Below are 22460 nucleotides of genomic sequence, written 5' to 3' on the forward strand. Positions count from 1 at the left end.
TTTAAAATGGAATGGACTACAACTCAAATGCTTTTTTAGGATTGTTATCGCAAAGCAACTCCACTGGATTTTCTAATGCTTCTTTCACTGCTACCAAGAAACCAACTGACTCGCGTCCGTCGATGATTCGGTGGTCATAAGAAAGGGCTACGTACATCATTGGGTGAATTTCAACTTTACCATTTACAGCAATTGGACGCTCAATGATGTTGTGCATTCCCAATATTCCTGACTGTGGAGGGTTGATAATTGGAGTAGACAACATTGAACCAAAAACACCACCATTGGTAATCGTAAAGGTTCCTCCTGTCATATCATCTACAGTAATTTGTCCGTCGCGTGCTCTCAAAGCCAAACGTTTGATTTCGGCTTCAACTCCACGGAACGTCAAGTTTTCTGCATTACGAACTACTGGCACCATTAAACCTTTTGGTCCAGAAACAGCGATTGAGATATCACAGAAATCGTAGGCTACTTTGTAATCGCCATCCATCATAGAGTTTACGTCTGGATACAATTGCAACGCTCTAGTTACCGCTTTGGTAAAGAAAGACATATAGCCTAAACTTACTCCACCGTGTTTTGCTTTGAAAGCATCTTTATACTCGTTACGCAAGTTGTTGATAGGCGTCATGTTTACTTCATTGAAAGTAGTCAACATTGCCGTATCGTTTTTGGCAGCTACTAATCGCTCAGATACTTTACGACGCAACATAGACAATTTGGTACGCTCTACACCACGAGAACCTCCTGTTGGCGTTCCCATAGACGGCACTGCATTAATCGCATCTTCTTTAGTGATTCTACCTGCTTTTCCAGTTCCAACAAGGGTTGCTGGAGCTATATTTTTCTCGTCTAATATTTTTCTTGCCGCTGGTGATGGTGTGCCTGCAGCATAACTTGGAGCTACTGGAGCTGCTTTTGGAGCTTCAACTTTCACCTCTGCTTTTGGAGCTTCGGCTACTGGTGCTGGTGCTGCCACTGGTGCTACACCAGATGGTTTTGCTGCGCTAGTATCAATTAAACAAACTACTGCGCCTACAGCTACAGCATCGCCTTCTTCTGCTTTTAAAGTAATAATACCACTGGCTTCTGCTGGCAACTCTAAGGTAGCTTTGTCTGAATCTACTTCAGCAATCGCTTGATCTTTTTCTACATAATCACCATCTTTTACTAACCAAGTGGCTATTTCTACTTCTTTGATCGATTCCCCTGGTGATGGGACTTTCATTTCTAAAATCATCTTCTTTTAGTTTATTGTTTGTAGTTTATGGTTATTAGTTTGAGGCTTATGGTTTTGTATCGGATTTGAAATTACCAACAAAAAACCACTAAAGCTTTTATCTAAATAAATTTTTATCAAATACCATTTTAATGGCGTCAGCATGACGGCGCTTGGCTCTGGTATAACTTCCTGAAGCTGGTGCAGCGTAAGCTCTTAACGAAGCTAATCTCCATTTTACCAAATCAAAATTAGCTAACATATACGTATAAGCTCCCATGTTTTTCGGCTCTTCTTGTGCCCAAACATAATCGTCGGCATTTGGATACTGAGCGATAATCGTTTTTAACTGCTCGATTGGTAATGGGAACAATTGTTCGATTCGCACTACAGCTACATCCACTCTTCCATTAATACCTCTTTCGGCAGTAATGTCATAATAGAATTTACCTGTACAGAATACTAATGTTTTCACCTCAGCTTTGTTTACTGCAGTATCATCAATAGTTTCTTGGAATTCACCATGCGTAAAATCTTCCAACGGCGAAACACATCTTGGATCACGCAATAAACTTTTCGGAGTAAACACAATTAACGGTTTACGGAAATTCGTTTTCATTTGTCTTCTCAACAAGTGGAAGAAATTGGCCGGCGTAGTACAATCGGCCACAAACATATTATGACGAGCACAAAGTTGTAAGTAACGTTCCATTCTTGCAGAAGAATGCTCTGCTCCTTGCCCTTCGTAACCGTGAGGCAATAACATCACGATTCCGTTTTGATTGTTCCATTTGTCTTCTCCACAAGAGATATATTGGTCAATCATAATTTGGGCACCATTAGAGAAATCTCCAAATTGTGCTTCCCAAATTGTCAAGGCATTTGGATTGGCCAAAGCATAGCCGTAATCAAATCCTAAAACCCCATACTCAGACAAGAAAGAATTAAATACATAGAAGTTTCCTTTTTTGTCTTTGATATGATCTAATAAAACAACTTCTTCCTCTGAATCTTCTACTTTTACAACTGCATGACGGTGTGAAAAAGTACCTCTCTCTACATCTTGTCCCGAAATTCTGACATCATAACCTTCGATCAAAAGCGAACCATACGCCATGGTTTCGGCAGTTCCCCAATCGATCGTGTTATTATCGTATCCTGTTTTTCTATCGGCTACAATTTTGGAAATTTTGTTGATGAATTTTTTATCTGAAGGCAAGCTCGAAACAGTTTCGATAATTGAGTCAAGTGTTTCTTTGTCTACTGTAGTTTTAACTTTTTGCAACATAGTAGCAGCAGAAACTTGTTCAAAACCATTCCATTCATTTTGCATAAATGGAGTAATTACCGTTAATTCCTTTTTACGAGAAGCTTCTAAGTTATCGTTGAGTTTATCTTTGTATTCTTTTTCAATTTGGTTAACATAAGTAGCGTCAATCACTCGCTCTGCTAATAATTTCTCAGCATAGATATCTCTTGGATTTTGATGCTTTGCAATTAATTTATATAAAACAGGTTGTGTAAATCTTGGCTCATCTCCTTCGTTATGACCATATTTTCTGTAACCAAGTAAGTCAATAAACACATCGCGTCCAAATTCCATTCTGAAATCCAACGCAAATGACATGGCATGAACTACAGCCTCTGCATCGTCAGCATTAACGTGTAATACGGGCGAAAGGGTTACTTTGGCCACATCCGTACAATACGTTGACGAACGAGCATCAAGATAGTTCGTAGTAAAACCTACTTGATTGTTGATTACAATATGAATGGTTCCGCCAGTTTTGTACCCATCTAACTGCGCCATTTGCACAATTTCGTACAAGATTCCTTGACCAGCAATCGCGGCATCACCGTGCACGGCAATAGGTAAAACTTTAGAGAAATCATCCGCATAGTACTTATCTTGTTTCGCTCTAGTAATTCCTTCAATAACGGCACCTACAGTTTCTAAGTGAGAAGGATTTGGCGCCAAGTTGATGTTGATTTTTTTACCATTTCGAGTTACTTTATCCGCAGTTAATCCCAAATGGTATTTAACGTCCCCATCAAAATATTCTTGATCGTAATCTTTTCCGTCAAACTCACTAAAAATATCTTGAGTAGATTTATCAAAAATGTTAGCAAGGACATTCAAACGTCCACGGTGTGCCATTCCCATTACAAATTGCTCTACACCTTTATCGGCTGCTTTTTCAATCAAAGCATCCAAGGCAGGAATGATCGTTTCGCCTCCTTCTAAAGAAAAACGTTTTTGACCTACATATTTAGTATGTAAAAAGTTTTCAAAGGATACCGCTTGATTTAATTTTTCTAAAATCACCTTTTTCTCATCAGCTGAGAAATTAGGTTGATTGTCATTGATTCTAATTTTTTGACGAATCCACTCTACTACTTCAGGTTTACGAATAAACACATATTCTATACCGATGTGTTGACAATAGATACGCTCTAAGTGTCCGATAAGTTTTCTCAATGAACAAGGTTCTAATCCGATCACTTTGGCCGCATCAAAAACAACATCCATATCAGAGGAAACTAGACCAAAATTTTCAATATCTAAAGTTGGTAAATATACGCGACGGTCACGAACAGGATTTGTTTTGGTAAACAAATGCCCTCGCATACGATAGCCCTCAATTAATTTGATAACTCTAAATTCTTTTTGTAATTTTTCTGAAAGTTGTGCATTGGATGCAAAACAAGAATCGTCAGAAGCTTGAACAATAGCTTGTGCTGGTGGAAGACTGGCCTGTTCTTCATTATACGTAGTCATTCCAAAATCGAAACCTTGAAAAAAACTTCTCCAACTTGGCTCTACGCTATCTGGATTTTCTAAATACTGATCGTATAATTGTGCAAAAAATTCGGTGTGTGCTGCGTTTAAAAATGAAAACTTATCCATAGTATTAGTTGAATGAATTTTTAAAATAGTCCGACAAAAGTACAATAAACGGATATAACTAATTCAACTTTTTGATTACTTTTACTGCAGTTTTTGTTAAATAAAACCCATTATCATGAAAAAAATTAATTTTTTTACTGTTAGCTCGTTGATTTTCCTATTCGTATGCTTCAGTTTTACGAAATCGTTGTATGCGCAACAATCCCTTTCGAATAGTTTTGGCAAAAAAATTCAGTTTGGAGGAGGACTTGGATTGAATTTTGGGTCAGGATTTACTGATATTTCTGTTGCGCCAAGTGCTATTTATAACATCAATCCAATTGTTGCACTTGGAGCCAGTCTACAATTTGGGTATATTAAGGTAAAAAATAGCTACGAAACCTACACTTATGGAGGAAGCTTAATTGGATTACTCAATCCTATTCCGCAAATTCAACTTTCGGCTGAGCTAGAACAATTACGATTCAATACTGATTTCAGAACAATAACAGGAAACATCGCTTCGGATAATTTTTGGAATACTGCTTTATATGTTGGGGCAGGTTACCGAAGCAACAATGTTACAATTGGAATTCGCTATGACTTGTTACACGATGACAACAAAAGTATTTACAGCGAAGCGTTCATGCCGTTTGTAAGGGTTTATTTTTAGAAAGAATCAAATAAGGAATAATTAAGAGTAAGTGAAGAAGGTACTAGAAAAATAGTCAAAAATGTAATTACTCCATTTCTAAGTATAAAACCAAGCGAAACTCAGCGATAAAAATTCCTAAACCACACCTTTTGCCACTCTCGCTTTAAAATTAAAAATGCGACTTGACCCGACAATTCGACAATATCAGAACCGTCCAATTGCTTAATCTCGTTTTCAGGCACATCAATAATATAGAGCAGGTTTAAATATTCGGCGAACTTGTACTGAATAAGTCGGTATATTTTATCTTGTAAAGCAATTTTGAGTTCATCGGGCAAAACACTTAAAGAAAAATCTATGCTTTCGTTGGCAAGATTAAAATCTTTATTGATTTGAGCCACCAACTTTACATACAAATCCTCCTTTGTTGCTTCCGTTAGTAAATGATCCATATTTAGGGGAGCTACATACATGGTTTGCTTTTTAATGCTTATAATAGCATGGTGACTTTTATTTTTTTGCCTTGCTCGACTAATTCTTTAAACTTTTCGTTCCATTAAGTTTTTACCAAAAGCTCTCAATAGTTCCTTTTTATCTGGCGTAATATTTAATTTATCCAATGTCGCAAAAGCCAAAAGTGTATAAGTTTCAATCGCTTCTTGAGTAGCATTTGAAGCACCGCTCTCTGTAAAAATTTGTTTTACCTGTTCAATTTTTGTTGTTACTGCTTCGGGTTGAATTGAAAACAAATCAATTAATTGCTCTTTTTGCTTCTCGTTTGAAAACTCTAATGCTTTTAAATAAAGATAGGTTTTTTTATTCTCAATAATGTCCCCTCCTACTTGTTTCCCAAAGGTTGCAGGATCTCCAAAAGCATCTAAGTAATCGTCTTGTAACTGAAAAGCAATACCTAAATTCAATCCGAAATCATAAATTAATTTAGCATTGGTTTTGGACGTTTTAGCGATTATTGCACCCATTTTCATAGCAGCTGCCACCAAAACTGCCGTTTTGAATTCGATCATTTTTAAATATTCTGGAATCGTAACGTTGTTTCTCGTTTCGAAATCCACATCCCATTGCTGTCCTTCGCAAACTTCCAAAGCTGTTTTACTGAATAACTTTGCTAATTTTCGAAACGTTTTGGGTTCGTATTTTTCAAAATATTGATAGGCCAAAATAAGCATGGCATCACCAGATAAAATTCCAGTATTGGTATCCCATTTTTCATGAACGGTTTCGTGTCCTCTCCTCAAAGGCGCAGCATCCATAATATCATCATGCACTAAAGAAAAATTATGAAAAACCTCCACCGCCATGGCTGCTGGTAATGCTTTTTGATAATTGGCATCAAATATTTCGGCACTCATTAAAGTCAACACTGGACGCATACGCTTTCCACCCAAGGACAAAATATAGTGAATAGGATCATAAAGGTTGCGAGGTTCTTTATGAATGGATTGGTTTTCGAGATAAGCTACAAAAAACTCTTGGTAGGCTGAAACTGAATACATGTTTATAAAAATTCGATTAGCAAGCTCCAAAGATACAATTCCATACTATATTTTGAGTAGAAAATTCGGCCGTGAATCATTATATTTCTGTAGAACAATTGTTAAATAACTGTTTCCGAAAACGTTTCAAGTGTTAAAAAATAGGTTTACATGGAAACTTATTTGGTATTCAAAGTTTCCTGACTATATTTGCCATGGATTTTAAATGCATCCAAAAAAACTAAACCACCATCCATCACCAATTCTTAAACCCAAAAAATGAATCCAAAAAACCGCATCAATTCTAATCAATCAGAGGTATTGATTGAGGGCAAAAACTCAGTTCTGGCCTATATTGGCGGAAAAAACAATCAATTTAGCGGCTACGTAGTACTGGATAATGACACCATTGAGGATGCTTCCTTAGAATTTTCTTTAGATATGTATCACAATCATAACCAGAAAGATTCGGTACCGTTTATTTCGAAGATTACGTCGCTGTTTGATGAAAACGAAGCACCGATCATACAATTCAAATCCACTTCTTTCCAAAGAGTCAATAAAAATATCAATTTTTTAAAAGGCGATCTGACCATCAAAAATGTAACTAAAACATTAGAATTGGATGCTGCCTTTTTGGGAATAAACAATTACGATGGCCATCAAAAAGGGGCTTTTGAAGTATCGACAAAAATTAGCAAAAACGATTTTGACAATTGGTACAATTCCAACTTTCAACAGGCTGGGATTTCAATTGGAAGAGATATTAAACTGGTCGCAAACTTAGAATTCCTAGTTTAAAGACAGCATAATTTACGTAACAACATTAAATCTAAACTGGATATACTGATGAAAGATAAAATAATGGCTAAAGCTAGTGAGTTGTTTTTAAAACTTGGTTTTAAAAGCATCACCATGGACGATATTGCTTGCGAAATGTGCATATCTAAAAAAACAATTTATAAGTATTTCTGCAACAAAGAGGTTTTAATTGAAGAAAGTACCGAGGTCATGCACAAAAAAGTACACCAAGGTATCAACGCAATTGTTCAACAAAATTTCAACGCCATTGAAGAAAATTTTGAAATACGAAAAATGTTCAAAGAAATGCTAAGTTCAGGTGACACATCTCCAATGTATCAATTGAAAAAACATTATCCCGATATTTACTTCAAATTAGTCCATCGCGAAGTGAGCGAATGCAACACTGTATTCAAACAAAACATTCTTAAAGGTATCGAACAAGGATTGTACCGTCCCAATATACCCCTTGAATCGTATGTAAAATTTTATTACACGATTATTTTCGACATCAACGGCAATACCATTTCTGAGAAAGAAGCACAGAAATTAGAACTCGAGGCGTTAGAATATCATACGCGTGCCATGGCCACATTAGCAGGAATCATCGAGCTTGAGAGACAATTAGAGCATCATCTTTTACTAACACAAAACAATAATAACACTGAATTCGTACCACTAAATAATTATTAAACTATGAAATATCGATTTTCCGTAATTTGTCTTTTACTCCTTGTCTTGAATAGCCAAGCACAAGAAGTTCAAACACTTACTTTACAACAGGCTTTAAAATTTGCTCTCGAAAACAAAGCCGAAGCACAAAAAGCCAAGCTTAAAGTAGAAAATAGTCAATACCAAATTGAGGAAGTTCGTTCCAGAGCTTTACCACAAATTGTGGCTAATGGAAATTTAAGTTACAGTCCAATACAACAAACAAGTGTTATTGATGGAAGTAATTTTGGCCAACCCGGAACTTTAATTCAAGCCGTGTTTGGACAAAAATGGAACTCGACCGCTGGAGTAACGTTAACTCAAGCTTTATTTGACCAATCCGTTTTTACGGGTTTAAAAGCAGCGCGTACTACCCGAGAATTCTATCAAATCAACAACCAACTTACCGAAGAACAAGTTATTGAAGGCGTTGCCAACAACTATTACCAAGTGTATGTGTTGCGTCAAAAATTAACATTACTAGAAAACACCTTCAAGATCACTGAAAAATCTCGTGATATTGTTAAAGGACAATTCGAAAATGGATTGGCAAAAAAAATTGATTTGGATCGAATGAACGTAAGGGTCACCAATGTGATGACGCAGAAACAACAAATCATCAACCTAATTCAACTCCAAGAAAACACTTTGAAGTTTTATATTGGAATGCCTATTGGAACCCAAATCAGCATTCCTACTACGGGATTTGAAATTAGTCCTTTAGCGATTACCGAAGCTCCAAACCCAACTACTAGAACTGAATTTTTATTATTGAAAAAACAAGAAGAACTCTTGCATCTACAAAAAAAGGCAGCAATAGCCAATTACTACCCCACCTTATCCCTATCGGCAAATTACAGCTACTTTGGACAAGGTCCCGTAATGCCTTTACTAAAATTACCCTCTGACGGAGTGTATTGGTCTGACTTCTCATCTGTGGCTTTAAATTTAAGAGTACCTATTTTTACTGGTTTTGGCACAAGAGCCAAAGTAAGACAAACTGACGTAGAATTGCGAACCATTCAAGAAGATCTTAAAGACACGCAATTAGCTTTGGATCTAGATTACAAAAATGCCAATACGCAAATCCAAAACAGCATCATTACAATCACCAACCAAAAAGAAAACATGCGTTTGGCCGAAGAAATTCTAAAAAACACTAATAATAATTATCAACAAGGTTTGGCCTCATTGACCGATTTGTTAGATGCAGAAAACACAGCTACTGAAGCTCAAAACAACTACACAGCTGCCATCTTAGACTACAAATTAGCCGAAATAAAACTAGTAAAATCAAAAGGAGAACTTAAAACATTATTAAATAACTAAATCATGAAAAGAAATATAACAACTATCATAATTATCATTGGAGCTTTAGGCTTAATCGGCTATGTGTTAATGAAAAACAAAGCTGAGAATGAAGAAAAAATTGCCATTGTAGCCTCTAAAAATGCTAGTGTATCTGTAAAAGCTACTCAAGTTAAAAACGAAACAGTTTCATTGGATTTTGTAGCCAACGGGAATTTTGAACCCATCCAAGAACTAACCTTCTCGGCTGAAAAATCAGGTAAAGTAATTAGCGTTTTAGCCAAAGAGGGTGATAGAGTTAGTGTTGGACAAACCCTAGCCATTGTTAGAGGAGACGTGATTGATGTGAATGCAAAAGCGGCAGAAGCAGCCTACATGAACGCTAAATCAGATTACAACCGATTTGAAAATGCGTACAAAACAGGTGGAGTAACCAAACAACAATTAGACCAAGCTAAATTGGGTTTGATCAATGCGGAATCGAATCTCAAACAAGCTAAAATAAATGTAGGAGACACCCGAATTAAAGCGCCTATCAACGGAATCATCAACAAAAAACACATCGAACCGGGATCTATGTTGGCCGCAATGCCAGCAACGGCACTTTTTGATATTGTTAATGTAAGTAAATTAAAACTGAAAGTTACAGTTAGCGAGGCGCAAGTCGCAAGTTTAAAAGTAGGTAACACCATTAACATCAAAACCAGTATTTATCCTGACAAAGCATTCACGGGTCGCATCACTTTTATTGCAGCCAAAGCGGATACTAACTTAAATTTCCCTGTAGAAATAGAAGTAGCCAACAACTCCAATCAAGAGCTTAAAGCAGGAATGTATGGAACTGCTATATTCCAATCAAGCCAACAAAAACAAGCCATGACTATTGTACCAAGAACGGCGTTTGTAGGTAGTGTTAGCAGCAACGAAATATTTGTGATCGAAAACGGAATTGCTAAATTAAAAAAAGTAACAGCTGGTAGAATTTTAGGTGACAAAGTTGAAATTATCAATGGGCTTACAATTGGCGAAACAGTAATCACAACAGGACAAATCAACCTACAAGATGGCGTTGCCGTAGAAATCATTAAATAATTGATTGCAATAATCAACAAATCACACCTATGAAATTAGCAGAAATATCAATAAAACGACCTTCGTTAGTGATTGTATTATTTACAATCCTAACGCTGGCAGGTATCTTTAGTTATAGCCAATTGGGCTATGAATTGATCCCTAAATTCGAAACCAATGTAATCACGATCTCAACGGTATATCCAGGAGCTTCGCCAAGTGAGGTTGAAAACACTGTTACCAAAAAAATTGAGGACGCCATCGCCTCACTTGAAAATATCAAGAAAATTGATTCTAAATCTTATGAGAGTTTATCGGCCGTATCGGTAACACTTACTTCTAATGCGAATGCTGACATTGCGATGAACGATGCGCAACGTAAGATTAACGCCATTTTGGGTGACCTACCCGATGATGCCGATCCGCCATCTTTGACCAAATTCTCGTTAAGTGACCTACCTATTATGACCATTGGTGCCAATGGAAAAATGGATGAAGCAGCCTTTTATGATTTGATCGACAAAAAAGTAGCCCCTATTTTATCACGTGTAGAAGGTGTGGCACAAGTAAATATTATTGGCGGGCAAGAACGTGAAATTCAAGTAAATATTGATGCACTAAAACTTCAAGGTTTTGGATTATCTGTCCCACAGGTGCAACAAATGATTCTAGCTTCAAACTTAGATTTCCCTACTGGAAATATTCAAACTAGAGAACAAAAAATATTAATTCGTTTAGCAGGAAAATATAAAAATGTTGATGAATTAAGAAATCTTGTTATTTCTTCTCAAAACGGAATTCAAATTCGTTTACAGGATATTGCAGATGTTCAAGACAGTCAGAAAATTGCTGAGAAAATCGCTAGAATTGACCAAAAAAGTGCGATTGTACTTCAAATCATCAAACAATCTGATGCTAATGCTGTAGCGGTGAGTGAATTGATTGTTAAAACCATCGCTTCTATTGAAAATGATTACAAAGAAAATGCCTTAGAACTCGAAATTGCAAAAGACAGCACCGTTTTCACTCTTGAAGCGGCCGATTCAGTAGTACATGATTTATTAATTGCCGTACTATTAGTGGCATTAGTAATGTTGTTTTTCCTTCACAGTATCCGAAACTCATTAATTGTAATGATTTCCATACCGGCTTCATTGGTGGCTACCTTTATCGGAATATATCTATTAGATTATACTTTAAACTTGATGAGTTTATTAGGATTATCTTTGGTGGTCGGAATCCTTGTCGATGATGCCATTGTAGTACTAGAAAACATTTATCGACATATGGAGATGGGTAAAAACAGGGTTCGAGCCGCATATGATGGTACTGCCGAAATTGGCGCTACCGTAACTTCGATTACCCTTGTAATTGTGGTGGTATTTTTACCAATTGCCTTGAGTACCGGATTGGTATCTAACATCATCACACAATTCTGTATGACGGTAGTGATCTCTACTTTGCTTTCTTTACTCACCTCATTTACTATCATTCCTTGGCTTTCTTCCAGATTTGGAAAATTAGAACATATTGAAGGTAAAAATTGGTTCGGAAAAGTGATTTTAGCCTTTGAAAACATGCTAACACGATTCACGCATTGGGTGACCGAGATATTAGAATGGTGTTTGGATCATTACATCAAAACGATTCTAGCCGTATTGGTTTTATTTTTTGCTTCAATTTCGTTGTTACCTCTAGGATTCATTGGTGGAGAGTTTTTTGCTTCTTCTGATAGTGGGGAATTTTTGGTTCAAATAGAATTACCCAAAGATGCTTCCTTGGAACAAACCAACTTTATGACCCAAAAAGCAGAAGCTTACTTGAGTAAACAAGAGTATGTAAAAACTCAAATTACTACTGTGGGTCAAACCTCAGAGGGAATGGGAGCTGCCCAATCTACAGCCTACAAAGGTGAGATCAACGTAAAAATGATTGATCAAAAAGATCGTAAAGACGATGCCTCTGTTTATGCAGCAAAAATTAAAAAGCAATTAGAAAAAGTTTTGGTGGGAGCCAAAGTAAAAACCGTTCCCGTAGGTATTTTGGGTACTGCAGAAGATGCTAAACTAGGTCTTATTGTAACAGGACCATCAGTAGAAAGCGCCATGAAATTTGCACTACTAGCAGAAGCCGAATTGAGAAAAATCCCAGGTACTACAGAAATTAAACTAACGGTAGAAGATGGTAATCCCGAAGTAAATGTAAAAGTGGACCGTGATAAAATGGCTGCACTGGGATTGACCTTACAAACGGTGGGAATGACCATGCAAACAGCCTATAGCGGAAACACCGATGGTAAATTTAGAGCTGGTGAATACGAATACGACATTAACATCAAATACAATGCATTCGACAGAAAAGACATTACCGATGTGAGCAACCTTATTTTTGTAAATGATGCTGGACAACAAATTAAATTGTCGCAATTTGCTACTATTACCGAAGGTTCGGGGCCAAGCCAATTAGAGCGAAGAGACAAAACAGCCTCGGTAACGGTGCAAGGACAAAATATAGGTGTCCCTTCTGGAACGATTGTTCAGCAATGGCAAGAGCGACTGGATAAGCTTGAAAAACCTACCGGTGTTAAATACATTTGGGGAGGAGATCAAGAAAACCAAAGCGAAGGTTTTGGTACATTAGGAGTAGCATTATTAGCCGCTATTATTTTGGTGTACTTGGTAATGGTTGGTTTGTATGATAGTTTTGTTCACCCTTTTGTGGTACTATTTGCCATTCCGCTTTCATTCATTGGAGCCATGTTAGCATTAGCCTTAACCAACAATTCATTAAACATTTTTACCATTTTAGGTATTATTATGTTGATTGGATTGGTAAGTAAAAATGCGATTATGCTGGTCGATTACACCAATCATCGTAGAGCCGCTGGCGAAACCATTCGTAGAGCCTTAATTCAGGCCAACCATGCTCGTTTGCGTCCAATTTTGATGACTACTATTGCCATGGTTTTTGGTATGTTCCCAATTGCCTTAGCATCTGGTGCAGGTGCCGAATGGAAAAATGGATTGGCATGGGTAATTATTGGAGGATTGATCAGTTCTTTATTCCTAACATTGATTATTGTTCCTGTGATTTATGAAATCATGGAAAAAATTATTCACCGTTTGAGTAAAGAAGAAAAAACAGATTATGAAGCCTTAATATCTGCTGATTATGTTCATACAGAAGTAAGTGAGGATGGTTTTAATCCAAAACATACACTATAAACTACTCGTTTTGATTTTTACTTAAGAATCAAAAGATAGCAACCCAAAAGCGCTTCCCTATTTTGTAAATGCAGAATTTACAGAAAATGGAAGCGCTTTTTTATGCCAATAACCTTGGATGAAAACAAAACACTAAAATGGTCAATATCAAGAATAAACAAATTATTCGTCTATAAACCATTAAAATTTCACCAAGCTCTAGTAAGCTAAGTAAGTTTACCTTACTATACTTGAACTTGATTTTTGTATCAGTTCACGGTTGGAGTCACAACAAATTGAGTTAAAAAAAAATTCCCACCTAATCTTGACATTAGGTGGGAATTTAACATTAACTAAAAAAAAGAAATTAATTCTTTACTGCAATAGCTTCTTGTTTCCAAGTTTTAACACTGGCAACAGCATTATTAGCATAATCAACTTCGTTTAAATTTACTTCTTTCCAAAAAAACCATTTTCCAACTTTCACTCCATTTTTATAAAAACCTGAAGCTTGTTTGGTTCCATCTTCATTATAAGCTACCCAATAGCCTTCCAACTTACCATTTTCAAAAAAACCTTCTTGTTGTACTTGTCCATTATCATAAAAATAAGTGGCTTTCACTTTTTTACCAAAAGGCTCTAAAACTGGTTTTGCTTCTTGAGCGTAAATGAAACCTGATACTAGTAATGCGGTAGTTATGATTAATGTTTTCATGACGTTTATATTTAGAGGTTTATATCTTTCTGATTTCAAAATTAAATAAAAATTCACATTAAAAAAACTTTTTGGTAACAATTTGATAACATTGGACAAAAACTTAACATTGGAAAACACAAAACACAAAAAAAAACAGCCATAAAAGACTGTTTTTAAACACTATAAAACAACTATTTACTTTAAAACCGAATCCAGCAAGGTGTGTAATTCACCTGAAGAAGGTCTTGGCGCATCTGCTTTTACAATGTTGCCATTAGGATCTACCAAAATAAAGCGAGGAATTCCAGTAATTTTATACTCTTGCACAAATTTTGAATTCCAATCGTTATCGGCAAAAACTTGAACACCGCCCAACTCTTTTTCTTTAATCATGGTTTTCCATTTTTCTATATCTTTCAACTTATCAATCGACATACTTAAAAAGACAATATTCTTGTCATGATACTTTTCCTCAACTTTTTTCAAAAAAGGAATTTCCTGACGACATGGCCCACACCAAGTCGCCCAAACATCAATATAAACAAACTTGCCTCTAAAATCCTCCAACTTGGTTTTTCCTCCTTTATAATTGTCGTACTCAAAAGTAGGCGATGGTGCACCATTCATTTTATTACTTTCAGCAATTTTTTGATAGTATTGTTGCAAACTTGCCAAATTCATTTCGATATTTTGCTTTTGAATCGCTACAAATTCTGGATCTAATTTTTTAGAGGCTAAATCCGCAACATCAGCCGATTTCTTTTCAGCAATACGTGTTGCAAAATTAGTCTCGTCTAAAGCCAACAAAGCATTATAGTCAAATTTAGACTCGGCAACAGTGTTTTGTGCTAAATAATTGTTCTCAACTGCACCCACTCCCGTAAACACAATAGATTCATCAAATTGCTTGGCATCCATTTTTAGTTTTAGATTATAACTGTTTTTCAAAAACAACGAAGCATATTCTTTACCATCAAACAAAAGATAAAAACCATTATCCAGGGCAACAGTCCCTTTAAACATTCCTTTTTTATCTACGGCCATCTTTAATAATTCCTTCCCATTGGTTCTGTTTAAAATTCTAAGCGTATCACTATTGCGATTAGCGATTTCGGCTTGTAAAACAAAAGTGGATTTCTTTTGGCTAAAACCTGCAATCGATACAAAAGCCAACAAGGCTAGAACAAGTACTTTTTTCATATATATTTTAGTTACTGATTAGTAACCTCAAACTTAATGGTATTTTCCTTCAAACTTAAAAACATTAACAATATTTTTTTTTAAAAGATAAGGATATGGTAAACTATTACCATTATTTAAAATTTGTGTTTACTTTTGCAATCTAAAATTTGGAACATGTATAGAAGTCATAATTGTGGCGAATTGAACGCCTCACATATCAATCAAGAAGTAACACTAGCGGGATGGGTACAAAAATCTCGTGATAAAGGATTCATGAATTGGGTCGACCTAAGAGACCGTTACGGCATTACGCAATTGATATTTGACGAAAGTCGTACCGAAAAATCGGTTTTTGAATTAGCCAAAACCTTAGGGAGAGAATTTGTAATTCAGGTGAAAGGAACCGTTATTGAACGCGAAGCCAAAAACAACAATATTCCAACCGGAGCTATTGAAATCTTAGTAACAGAATTAACGATTTTGAATGCAGCTTTAACGCCTCCATTTACTATAGAAGATGAAACTGATGGTGGAGAAGACATTCGAATGAAATACCGCTACTTGGATATCAGAAGAAATCCAGTAAAAAATAGTCTACTTTTCCGTCACAAAGTGGCAATGGAAGTACGCAAATACCTTTCTGATTTAGATTTTTGTGAAGTAGAAACTCCTTATTTAATCAAATCAACACCAGAAGGCGCTCGAGATTTCGTGGTTCCTTCTCGAATGAATGAAGGACAATTTTATGCTTTACCACAATCTCCACAAACCTTCAAACAATTATTGATGGTGGGTGGAATGGATAAATACTTTCAGATTGTAAAATGTTTCCGTGACGAAGATTTACGTGCCGATAGACAACCTGAGTTTACACAAATCGATTGTGAAATGGCATTTGTAGAACAAGAAGACATTTTAAATGTTTTTGAAGGACTTACTCGTCATTTATTAAAAGAATTAAAAGGCATCGAAGTAGACAAATTCCCAAGAATGACTTACGAACATGCTATGAAAACCTACGGAAACGACAAACCAGATATTCGTTTTGGAATGGAGTTTGGTGAATTGAACGCTTTTGCACAACACAATGAATTCCCTGTTTTCAATGCTGCTGAATTAGTCGTAGGTATCGCTGTTCCAGGTGCAGGAAACTATACTCGCAAAGAAATTGATGCCTTGATTGATTGGGTTAAACGTCCACAAGTTGGCGCAAGCGGAATGGTTTATGTAAAATGTAATGAAGACGGTACCTATAAATCATCTGTAGATAAATTTTACGATCAAGACGATTTAACCAATTGGGCAAAAACTACAGGTGCAAAACCTGGAGACATGATTTTTGTATTGTCTGGACCTGCCGATAAAACAAGAGCGCAACTTTCAGCCTTACGTATGGAATTGGCAACAAGATTAGGCTTAAGAAATCCAGCTGAATTTGCTCCACTATGGGTTATTGACTTCCCATTATTAGAATTTGATGAAGAAAGCGGACGCTATCATGCCATGCATCATCCATTTACCTCGCCAAAACCAGAGGACTTGCACTTGCTAGAAACTGCTCCAGGAAAAGTAAGAGCCAATGCTTATGATATGGTTTTGAATGGAAATGAAATTGGCGGAGGTTCTATTCGTATTCACGATAAAGCCACGCAACAATTAATGTTCAAATACTTAGGTTTCACAGAAGAAGAAGCCAAGGCACAATTTGGATTCTTGATGGATGCCTTTCAATTTGGCGCACCACCTCATGGCGGTTTAGCTTTTGGATTGGATCGATTGGTAGCTATTTTGGGCGGACAAGAAACCATTCGCGACTTTATTGCATTCCCAAAAAACAATTCGGGTCGTGATGTAATGATTGATGCTCCTTCTATTATTGATGAATCACAATTAAACGAATTACACATTCAATTAAATTCAAAATAATCATTAAATAGTCTGTATATCAATATTTTTGAAAAAAAATTAAGACACTAAACCGTTTTGTATTATTTTAAAGATTACATTTGTCCATTATAAATTATTATTACTATTACAATGCGTACAGGTACAGTTAAATTTTTCAATGAATCAAAAGGTTACGGATTCATTACAGACGAAGAAACAGGAAAAGACATTTTTGTTCATGCATCAGGAATCAAAGCGGAAGAATTACGCGAAGGTGACAGAGTAAGTTATGAAGAAGAAGAAGGAAGAAAAGGTAAAGTTGCTGCTCAAGTAGTAGTACTTTAAGCTAAAAAATATAACAGTATTTTTTACAAAATTAAAAAGTGCTTCGAGGCAATCGAAGCACTTTTTTTTGTTTACCCCCATCGAAAAGAAGAAAATTTAAACGCTTATTTATAATCAATAAAAATTAGAACACATTAACAAACGTTTATAACTGAAAAAAAGTAATTAACTTGTGTTTTACATCCTCGAAAGCTATCTTTGCGGTTCGTTAAAGCAAGAAAAAAAAACTACTATGCAAACCGAACAAATCAATTTTATTCCGATCCTAATTCAATTAGCAATTGTGATTGCTTTTGTAGCTGGAATCATCTTTATTTCAGGAAAATTAGGCCCAAAAAGAAATTCAGCTAACAAAAACAGAAACTTTGAGTGTGGTATCGAATCCATTGGAAACGCACGTATACCGTTTTCTGTAAAATACTTTTTAGTAGCTATTTTATTTGTGCTTTTTGACATTGAAGTTATCTTCTTATATCCTTGGGCCATCAATTTCAAGGAGTTAGGTATTGAAGGTATGATAAAAATGGTTATTTTTATGCTCTTGTTACTTGTTGGTTTTTTCTACATCATCAAGAAAAAAGCCCTTGAGTGGGAGTAAATTAAAGCAAGTAGAACTTGAACACTATATCAATTATGACAGATTCTAATACAAAAATGGTCGCTCCTCCAGAAGGAGTTGTTGGTGAAGGTTTTTTTGCCACTAAACTAAATGATGTTGTAGGACTAGCTAGAGCTAACTCCTTGTGGCCATTGCCTTTTGCCACTTCTTGTTGTGGTATTGAATTTATGGCTACTATGGCTTCACATTATGATCTAGCACGTTTTGGGTCTGAGCGAGTAAGTTTTTCTCCTAGACAAGCCGACATGCTTATGGTTATGGGAACAATATCAAAAAAAATGGGGCCGATTTTACGTCAAGTTTACGAGCAAATGTCAGAGCCTAGATGGGTGATTGCCGTTGGAGCTTGTGCCTCATCAGGCGGAATTTTCGACACCTATTCTGTGTTACAAGGTATTGACAAGGTAATCCCAGTAGATGTTTATGTTCCTGGATGTCCTCCAAGACCAGAACAAATAGTGGATGGCGTAATGCAATTACAAGAACTTGTAAAAAACGAATCGGTTAGAAGACGAAGCTCCCCTGAATATCAAGAATTATTAGCTTCTTATAATATCAAATAAAAAAGATGGCATTAGAAACAACCGAAATACAAGAAAAATTAGTAGCTACTTTTGGCAATGCTGTTTTTCAATTCAATCAAGATAGAGATCTTTTTACCTTTGAAGTTTCAGCAGATGTAATTACTGCCGTTGTACTTTTTTTAAAAAATGATCCTCAATTACGTTTTCACTTTTTGACAGATTTGTGCGGTATTCACTACCCGATAACGAAGAAGAAAGACAATTTGCTGTAGTATATCATATGCACAATTGGTACGAAAACAAACGCATTAGATTTAAAACTTTTTTGAACGGCACACAACCTGAAGTAAAATCAATAGCTAACATCTTTTTATGCGCCAATTGGATGGAAAGAGAAACCTATGATTTCTTTGGGATTAACTTTGTAGGACATCCTCAGTTGAAAAGAATTTTGAACATGGATGAAATGGTTTCTTTTCCAATGCGAAAAGAATTCCCAATGGAAGATGGAGGAAGAACCGATAAAGATGACCGATTCTTTGGAAGAACACCTTCTAATAGCTAAAAAACAAACTTATAATTTTTCACATTAGATAAATGTCAGAACTATTATTACCACCAGAGCATCGATATGCTAAGATTATAAAAGAGCGTCATAATGAAGACGGAAGTGAACTTTCGATCTTGAATTTAGGACCTACTCACCCAGCAACACACGGAATTTTTCAAAACATCTTATTAATGGATGGAGAAAAAATTTTAGAAGCTGAACCTACCATTGGATACATCCATAGAGCCTTCGAGAAAATAGCCGAAAATCGTCCGTTTTATCAAATTACGCCACTTACGGATCGTATGAACTATTGTTCTTCTCCAATTAACAACTTAGGATGGTGGATGACTTTAGAAAAATTACTAGGAGTAGAAGTTCCAAAAAGAGCACAATACCTTCGTGTAATTGTCATGGAGTTGGCGCGTATTACCGATCACTTGATTTGTAATTCGATCCTAGGAGTAGATACTGGAGCGTATACTGGCTTTTTATATGTGTTTCAATTCAGAGAAAAAGTATACGAAATCTACGAAGAAATTTGTGGCGCTCGTTTGACTACCAATATGGGAAGAATTGGAGGTTTCGAAAGAGATTGGTCTCCAAAAGCTTTTGAATTACTCAACACTTTCTTAGAAGAATTTCCAGTAGCTTGGAAAGAATTTGAAAATCTTTTTGAAAGAAACAGAATTTTTATTGATAGAACTGTAAATGTAGGAAGCATTACAGCTGAAAAAGCTTTAGCTTATGGATTTACAGGTCCTAATTTACGTGCCGCTGGTGTTGATTATGATGTTCGTGTGGCACAACCCTACAGCTCTTACGAAGATTTTGATTTCATTGTTCCTGTTGGAAAATCAGGAGACACCTACGATCGTTTCTGCGTGCGTAATGCAGAAGTTTGGGAGAGTTTAAGCATTATCAAACAAGCCTTAGCTAAAATGCCAGCTGGTAATGAATATCACGCTGACGTTCCTGAGTATTTTTTACCTCCAAAAGAAGATGTATACACTACGATGGAATCGTTAATCTACCACTTCAAAATTGTTATGGGAGAAGTTCCTGTTCCAGTTGGAGAGGTATATCACCCGGTAGAGGGCGCTAACGGTGAAATTGGTTTTTACTTAGTTTCTGACGGAAGTAGAACACCTTATCGTTTGCATTTCCGTAGACCTTGTTTCATCTATTACCAAGCTTATCCAGACATGATCAAAGGATCCATGTTATCGGATGCCATTGTAATATTATCAAGTTTAAATGTAATTGCTGGAGAATTAGACGCATAACAATTTTTAAAGTAGTGCTTTTTAAATTTAGATTTAAAAAAACTTTGTGACTTTGAGCCGTACGGCAAAAATTATAAAAATGGAAAGAAAACAGTACCAACAAGAAATAAACATGACCGAAACATTGATGGAACGCATCAATGAATTGATCAGCCACTATCCTGAAGACAAAAGAAAATCAGCGCTGTTGCCAGTTTTACATGAGGTACAAGATGCTCATGACAACTGGTTAAGCATTGAATTACAAAACAAAGTAGCCGAAATTCTTCATATTAAACCCATTGAGGTTTATGAAGTGGTGACGTTTTACACCATGTTTAACCAAAGACCTGTTGGAAAATACATGTTCGAGTTTTGTCAAACTTCTCCTTGTTGTTTGAATGGTGTAGAAAACTTAATGGACTACACTTGCGAAAAACTAGGTGTACCAGTAGGAGAGCCTACCGCTGATGGCTTGTTTGAAGTAAGAGGTGTAGAATGTTTAGGTGCTTGTGGTTATGCCCCTATGATGCAATTGGGCGATTTCTACAAAGAACATTTGACTGAAGAGAAAATCGATCAAATCATTACGGATTGTAGAGATAATAAAATAATATTACACGATAAATAAGATGTCACAAAAAATATTATTAGACAAAATCAATATTCCTGGAATAAAGACTTACGAAGTATATCGTGCTAACGGCGGTTATGCTTCTGTAGAGAAAGCTTTAAAAACATTAACTCCTGACGAAGTTGTTGAAGAAGTTAAAACTTCTGGACTAAGAGGTCGTGGTGGTGCTGGATTCCCTGCAGGAATGAAATGGAGTTTTATTGATAAAAAATCAGGAAAACCTCGTCACTTAGTTTGTAACGCAGACGAATCAGAACCAGGAACGTTCAAAGATCGTTTCTTGATGGAATATATTCCTCACTTGTTAATTGAAGGTATGATTACCTCTAGTTATGCACTAGGCGCTAATCGTTCTTACATCTACATTCGTGGAGAATACATGTGGGTTTACAAGATATTAGAAAGAGCCATAGCCGAAGCAAAAGCTGCAGGATGGTTGGGCAAAAATATATTAGGTACAGGTTATGATTTAGACTTGTATGTTCATTGTGGTGGTGGAGCCTACATTTGTGGTGAAGAAACTGCACTTATTGAATCTTTAGAAGGAAAACGTGGTAATCCACGTATTAAACCACCTTTCCCTGCGGTTTCTGGTCTTTGGGCCAACCCAACCGTAGTTAACAATGTGGAAACTATTGCAGCCGTGCCTTGGATTGTAAACAATTCAGGAGCTGATTACGCTAAAATTGGAGTTGGAAGATCTACTGGAACTAAATTAATTTCTGCTTCTGGTCACATTAAAAACCCAGGAGTTTATGAAATCGAAATGGGATTATCTGTGTACGAATTCATGAATTCAGATGAATATTTAGGAGGAATGAGTTCTGATCGTCCACTGAAAGCTTTTGTTCCAGGAGGAAGTTCAGTACCAATTTTACCTGCTAACTTAATCTATAAAACAGCCGCTGGCGAAGACCGATTGATGACGTATGAGTCTTTAAGTGATGGTGGTTTTGCTACAGGTTCTATGTTAGGTTCAGGTGGATTTATCGTGTATGATGACACCAGCTGTATTGTTAGAAACACTTGGAATTTCTCTCGCTTCTACCACCATGAAAGCTGTGGTCAATGTACTCCTTGTCGTGAAGGTACTGGATGGTTAGAAAAAGTATTGCACCGTATTGAAAACGGACACGGTCGTGAGGAAGATATCGAATTGTTGTTAAGCATTCAAAGCAAAATCGAAGGAAACACTATTTGTCCATTAGGTGATGCCGCTTCTTGGCCTGTGGCTGCAGCGATTCGTCATTTTAGAGATGAATTTGAATACCATATTCGTTTCCCTGAAAAAATTAAAAATAGAGATCATTTTGTTGCAGAACCTTTCGAAAAGGTAAAGCACTTAGTTGGTAAAGTAACCCTATAGTTAAAAAGTTAAAAAGGTAAAATATTGTTTTACCATTAAG

19 protein-coding genes and 1 pseudogene are annotated in these 22460 nt (G+C 36.2%); 14 read left to right on the forward strand and 6 right to left on the reverse strand.

Going from position 1 to position 22460, the window contains the following annotated elements; all coding sequences use genetic code 11:
- Nucleotides 1-16: 16 nt before the first annotated feature.
- Nucleotides 17-1243 carry a 2-oxoglutarate dehydrogenase complex dihydrolipoyllysine-residue succinyltransferase gene (odhB, locus tag BXU11_RS00525; RefSeq protein ID WP_078210622.1) on the reverse strand — a complete coding sequence of 409 codons (1227 nt, stop codon included), beginning with the start codon at nt 1241-1243 and terminating at the stop codon, nt 17-19.
- A gap of 97 nt (nt 1244-1340) precedes the next feature.
- Nucleotides 1341-4130: a 2-oxoglutarate dehydrogenase E1 component gene (locus BXU11_RS00530; protein WP_078210623.1), complete on the reverse strand. Its 2790-nt coding sequence runs from the start codon at nt 4128-4130 to the stop codon at nt 1341-1343.
- Nucleotides 4131-4245: 115 nt separating this feature from the next.
- Here BXU11_RS00530 and BXU11_RS00535 point away from each other — a divergent pair, with 115 nt between their 5' ends.
- The gene (locus tag BXU11_RS00535; protein ID WP_078210624.1) at nt 4246-4782 is read left to right on the forward strand and encodes a hypothetical protein; all 537 of its coding nucleotides are present in this window, start codon (nt 4246-4248) and stop codon (nt 4780-4782) included.
- Nucleotides 4783-4883: 101 nt separating this feature from the next.
- Here BXU11_RS00535 and BXU11_RS00540 read toward each other — a convergent pair whose 3' ends face one another.
- The gene (locus BXU11_RS00540; RefSeq protein WP_078210625.1) at nt 4884-5237 is read right to left on the reverse strand and encodes a hypothetical protein; all 354 of its coding nucleotides are present in this window, start codon (nt 5235-5237) and stop codon (nt 4884-4886) included.
- 66 nt (nt 5238-5303) lie between these two features.
- Nucleotides 5304-6278: a polyprenyl synthetase family protein gene (locus BXU11_RS00545; protein WP_078210626.1), complete on the reverse strand. Its 975-nt coding sequence runs from the start codon at nt 6276-6278 to the stop codon at nt 5304-5306.
- A 258-nt stretch (nt 6279-6536) separates the two neighbouring features.
- Between BXU11_RS00545 and BXU11_RS00550 the strand changes: the two genes are divergently transcribed.
- Genes BXU11_RS00550 through BXU11_RS00570 form a run of 5 tightly spaced genes read left to right on the forward strand, consistent with a single transcriptional unit; the run spans nt 6537 to nt 13372 of the window.
- Nucleotides 6537-7058: a YceI family protein gene (locus tag BXU11_RS00550; protein ID WP_024979898.1), complete on the forward strand. Its 522-nt coding sequence runs from the start codon at nt 6537-6539 to the stop codon at nt 7056-7058.
- Nucleotides 7059-7106: 48 nt separating this feature from the next.
- The gene (locus BXU11_RS00555) at nt 7107-7751 is read left to right on the forward strand and encodes a TetR/AcrR family transcriptional regulator (RefSeq protein ID WP_024979897.1); all 645 of its coding nucleotides are present in this window, start codon (nt 7107-7109) and stop codon (nt 7749-7751) included.
- A 3-nt stretch (nt 7752-7754) separates the two neighbouring features.
- Nucleotides 7755-9098, forward strand: coding sequence for a TolC family protein (locus BXU11_RS00560; protein ID WP_024979896.1), 1344 nt, complete (start codon nt 7755-7757; stop codon nt 9096-9098).
- 3 nt (nt 9099-9101) lie between these two features.
- The gene (locus tag BXU11_RS00565) at nt 9102-10169 is read left to right on the forward strand and encodes an efflux RND transporter periplasmic adaptor subunit (RefSeq protein WP_078210627.1); all 1068 of its coding nucleotides are present in this window, start codon (nt 9102-9104) and stop codon (nt 10167-10169) included.
- A gap of 29 nt (nt 10170-10198) precedes the next feature.
- The gene (locus BXU11_RS00570) at nt 10199-13372 is read left to right on the forward strand and encodes an efflux RND transporter permease subunit (RefSeq protein ID WP_024979894.1); all 3174 of its coding nucleotides are present in this window, start codon (nt 10199-10201) and stop codon (nt 13370-13372) included.
- Nucleotides 13373-13718: 346 nt separating this feature from the next.
- Here BXU11_RS00570 and BXU11_RS00575 read toward each other — a convergent pair whose 3' ends face one another.
- Both BXU11_RS00575 and BXU11_RS00580 read right to left on the reverse strand, forming a co-directional pair.
- Complete coding sequence (locus tag BXU11_RS00575) at nt 13719-14066, reverse strand: toxin-antitoxin system YwqK family antitoxin (RefSeq protein WP_024979893.1); 348 nt, start codon at nt 14064-14066, stop codon at nt 13719-13721.
- A 177-nt stretch (nt 14067-14243) separates the two neighbouring features.
- A complete protein-coding gene (locus BXU11_RS00580) occupies nt 14244-15248 on the reverse strand; it encodes a TlpA disulfide reductase family protein (protein ID WP_078210628.1) in 1005 nt (334 codons plus the stop codon).
- Nucleotides 15249-15404: 156 nt separating this feature from the next.
- Between BXU11_RS00580 and aspS the strand changes: the two genes are divergently transcribed.
- From aspS to nuoF, 8 genes and pseudogenes are all read left to right on the forward strand, one after another.
- The gene (aspS, locus tag BXU11_RS00585) at nt 15405-17156 is read left to right on the forward strand and encodes an aspartate--tRNA ligase (protein ID WP_078210629.1); all 1752 of its coding nucleotides are present in this window, start codon (nt 15405-15407) and stop codon (nt 17154-17156) included.
- A gap of 111 nt (nt 17157-17267) precedes the next feature.
- On the forward strand, nt 17268-17462 hold the full coding sequence (locus BXU11_RS00590; protein ID WP_024979890.1) for a cold-shock protein: 195 nt from the start codon (nt 17268-17270) through the stop codon (nt 17460-17462).
- A gap of 232 nt (nt 17463-17694) precedes the next feature.
- Nucleotides 17695-18060, forward strand: coding sequence for an NADH-quinone oxidoreductase subunit A (locus tag BXU11_RS00595; protein ID WP_078210630.1), 366 nt, complete (start codon nt 17695-17697; stop codon nt 18058-18060).
- Nucleotides 18061-18095: 35 nt separating this feature from the next.
- The gene (locus BXU11_RS00600) at nt 18096-18644 is read left to right on the forward strand and encodes an NADH-quinone oxidoreductase subunit B (RefSeq protein ID WP_024979888.1); all 549 of its coding nucleotides are present in this window, start codon (nt 18096-18098) and stop codon (nt 18642-18644) included.
- 5 nt (nt 18645-18649) lie between these two features.
- Nucleotides 18650-19170, forward strand: a pseudogene (locus tag BXU11_RS00605) (NADH-quinone oxidoreductase subunit C).
- Between the two features lie 32 nt (nt 19171-19202).
- Complete coding sequence (locus BXU11_RS00610; RefSeq protein ID WP_024979886.1) at nt 19203-20441, forward strand: NADH-quinone oxidoreductase subunit D; 1239 nt, start codon at nt 19203-19205, stop codon at nt 20439-20441.
- Between the two features lie 79 nt (nt 20442-20520).
- Complete coding sequence (gene nuoE / locus BXU11_RS00615) at nt 20521-21051, forward strand: NAD(P)H-dependent oxidoreductase subunit E (RefSeq protein ID WP_024979885.1); 531 nt, start codon at nt 20521-20523, stop codon at nt 21049-21051.
- Nucleotide 21052: 1 nt separating this feature from the next.
- Nucleotides 21053-22420 carry an NADH-quinone oxidoreductase subunit NuoF gene (nuoF, locus tag BXU11_RS00620; protein WP_078210631.1) on the forward strand — a complete coding sequence of 456 codons (1368 nt, stop codon included), beginning with the start codon at nt 21053-21055 and terminating at the stop codon, nt 22418-22420.
- Nucleotides 22421-22460 lie beyond the last annotated feature (40 nt).

Origin of the sequence: Flavobacterium sp. LM5 (assembly GCF_002017945.1) — a bacterium.
Classification (GTDB): Bacteria; Bacteroidota; Bacteroidia; order Flavobacteriales; family Flavobacteriaceae; genus Flavobacterium; species Flavobacterium succinicans.

Bases quoted from the DNA above. Each gene is read 5' to 3' on its own strand.
- odhB (WP_078210622.1), bottom strand. From the start codon at position 1,243: ATGATTTTAGAAATGAAAGTCCCATCACCAGGGGAATCGATCAAAGAA.
- BXU11_RS00530 (WP_078210623.1), bottom strand. From the start codon at position 4,130: ATGGATAAGTTTTCATTTTTAAACGCAGCACACACCGAATTTTTTGCA.
- BXU11_RS00535 (WP_078210624.1), top strand. From the start codon at position 4,246: ATGAAAAAAATTAATTTTTTTACTGTTAGCTCGTTGATTTTCCTATTC.
- BXU11_RS00540 (WP_078210625.1), bottom strand. From the start codon at position 5,237: ATGTATGTAGCTCCCCTAAATATGGATCATTTACTAACGGAAGCAACA.
- BXU11_RS00545 (WP_078210626.1), bottom strand. From the start codon at position 6,278: ATGTATTCAGTTTCAGCCTACCAAGAGTTTTTTGTAGCTTATCTCGAA.
- BXU11_RS00550 (WP_024979898.1), top strand. From the start codon at position 6,537: ATGAATCCAAAAAACCGCATCAATTCTAATCAATCAGAGGTATTGATT.
- BXU11_RS00555 (WP_024979897.1), top strand. From the start codon at position 7,107: ATGAAAGATAAAATAATGGCTAAAGCTAGTGAGTTGTTTTTAAAACTT.
- BXU11_RS00560 (WP_024979896.1), top strand. From the start codon at position 7,755: ATGAAATATCGATTTTCCGTAATTTGTCTTTTACTCCTTGTCTTGAAT.
- BXU11_RS00565 (WP_078210627.1), top strand. From the start codon at position 9,102: ATGAAAAGAAATATAACAACTATCATAATTATCATTGGAGCTTTAGGC.
- BXU11_RS00570 (WP_024979894.1), top strand. From the start codon at position 10,199: ATGAAATTAGCAGAAATATCAATAAAACGACCTTCGTTAGTGATTGTA.
- BXU11_RS00575 (WP_024979893.1), bottom strand. From the start codon at position 14,066: ATGAAAACATTAATCATAACTACCGCATTACTAGTATCAGGTTTCATT.
- BXU11_RS00580 (WP_078210628.1), bottom strand. From the start codon at position 15,248: ATGAAAAAAGTACTTGTTCTAGCCTTGTTGGCTTTTGTATCGATTGCA.
- aspS (WP_078210629.1), top strand. From the start codon at position 15,405: ATGTATAGAAGTCATAATTGTGGCGAATTGAACGCCTCACATATCAAT.
- BXU11_RS00590 (WP_024979890.1), top strand. From the start codon at position 17,268: ATGCGTACAGGTACAGTTAAATTTTTCAATGAATCAAAAGGTTACGGA.
- BXU11_RS00595 (WP_078210630.1), top strand. From the start codon at position 17,695: ATGCAAACCGAACAAATCAATTTTATTCCGATCCTAATTCAATTAGCA.
- BXU11_RS00600 (WP_024979888.1), top strand. From the start codon at position 18,096: ATGACAGATTCTAATACAAAAATGGTCGCTCCTCCAGAAGGAGTTGTT.
- BXU11_RS00610 (WP_024979886.1), top strand. From the start codon at position 19,203: ATGTCAGAACTATTATTACCACCAGAGCATCGATATGCTAAGATTATA.
- nuoE (WP_024979885.1), top strand. From the start codon at position 20,521: ATGGAAAGAAAACAGTACCAACAAGAAATAAACATGACCGAAACATTG.
- nuoF (WP_078210631.1), top strand. From the start codon at position 21,053: ATGTCACAAAAAATATTATTAGACAAAATCAATATTCCTGGAATAAAG.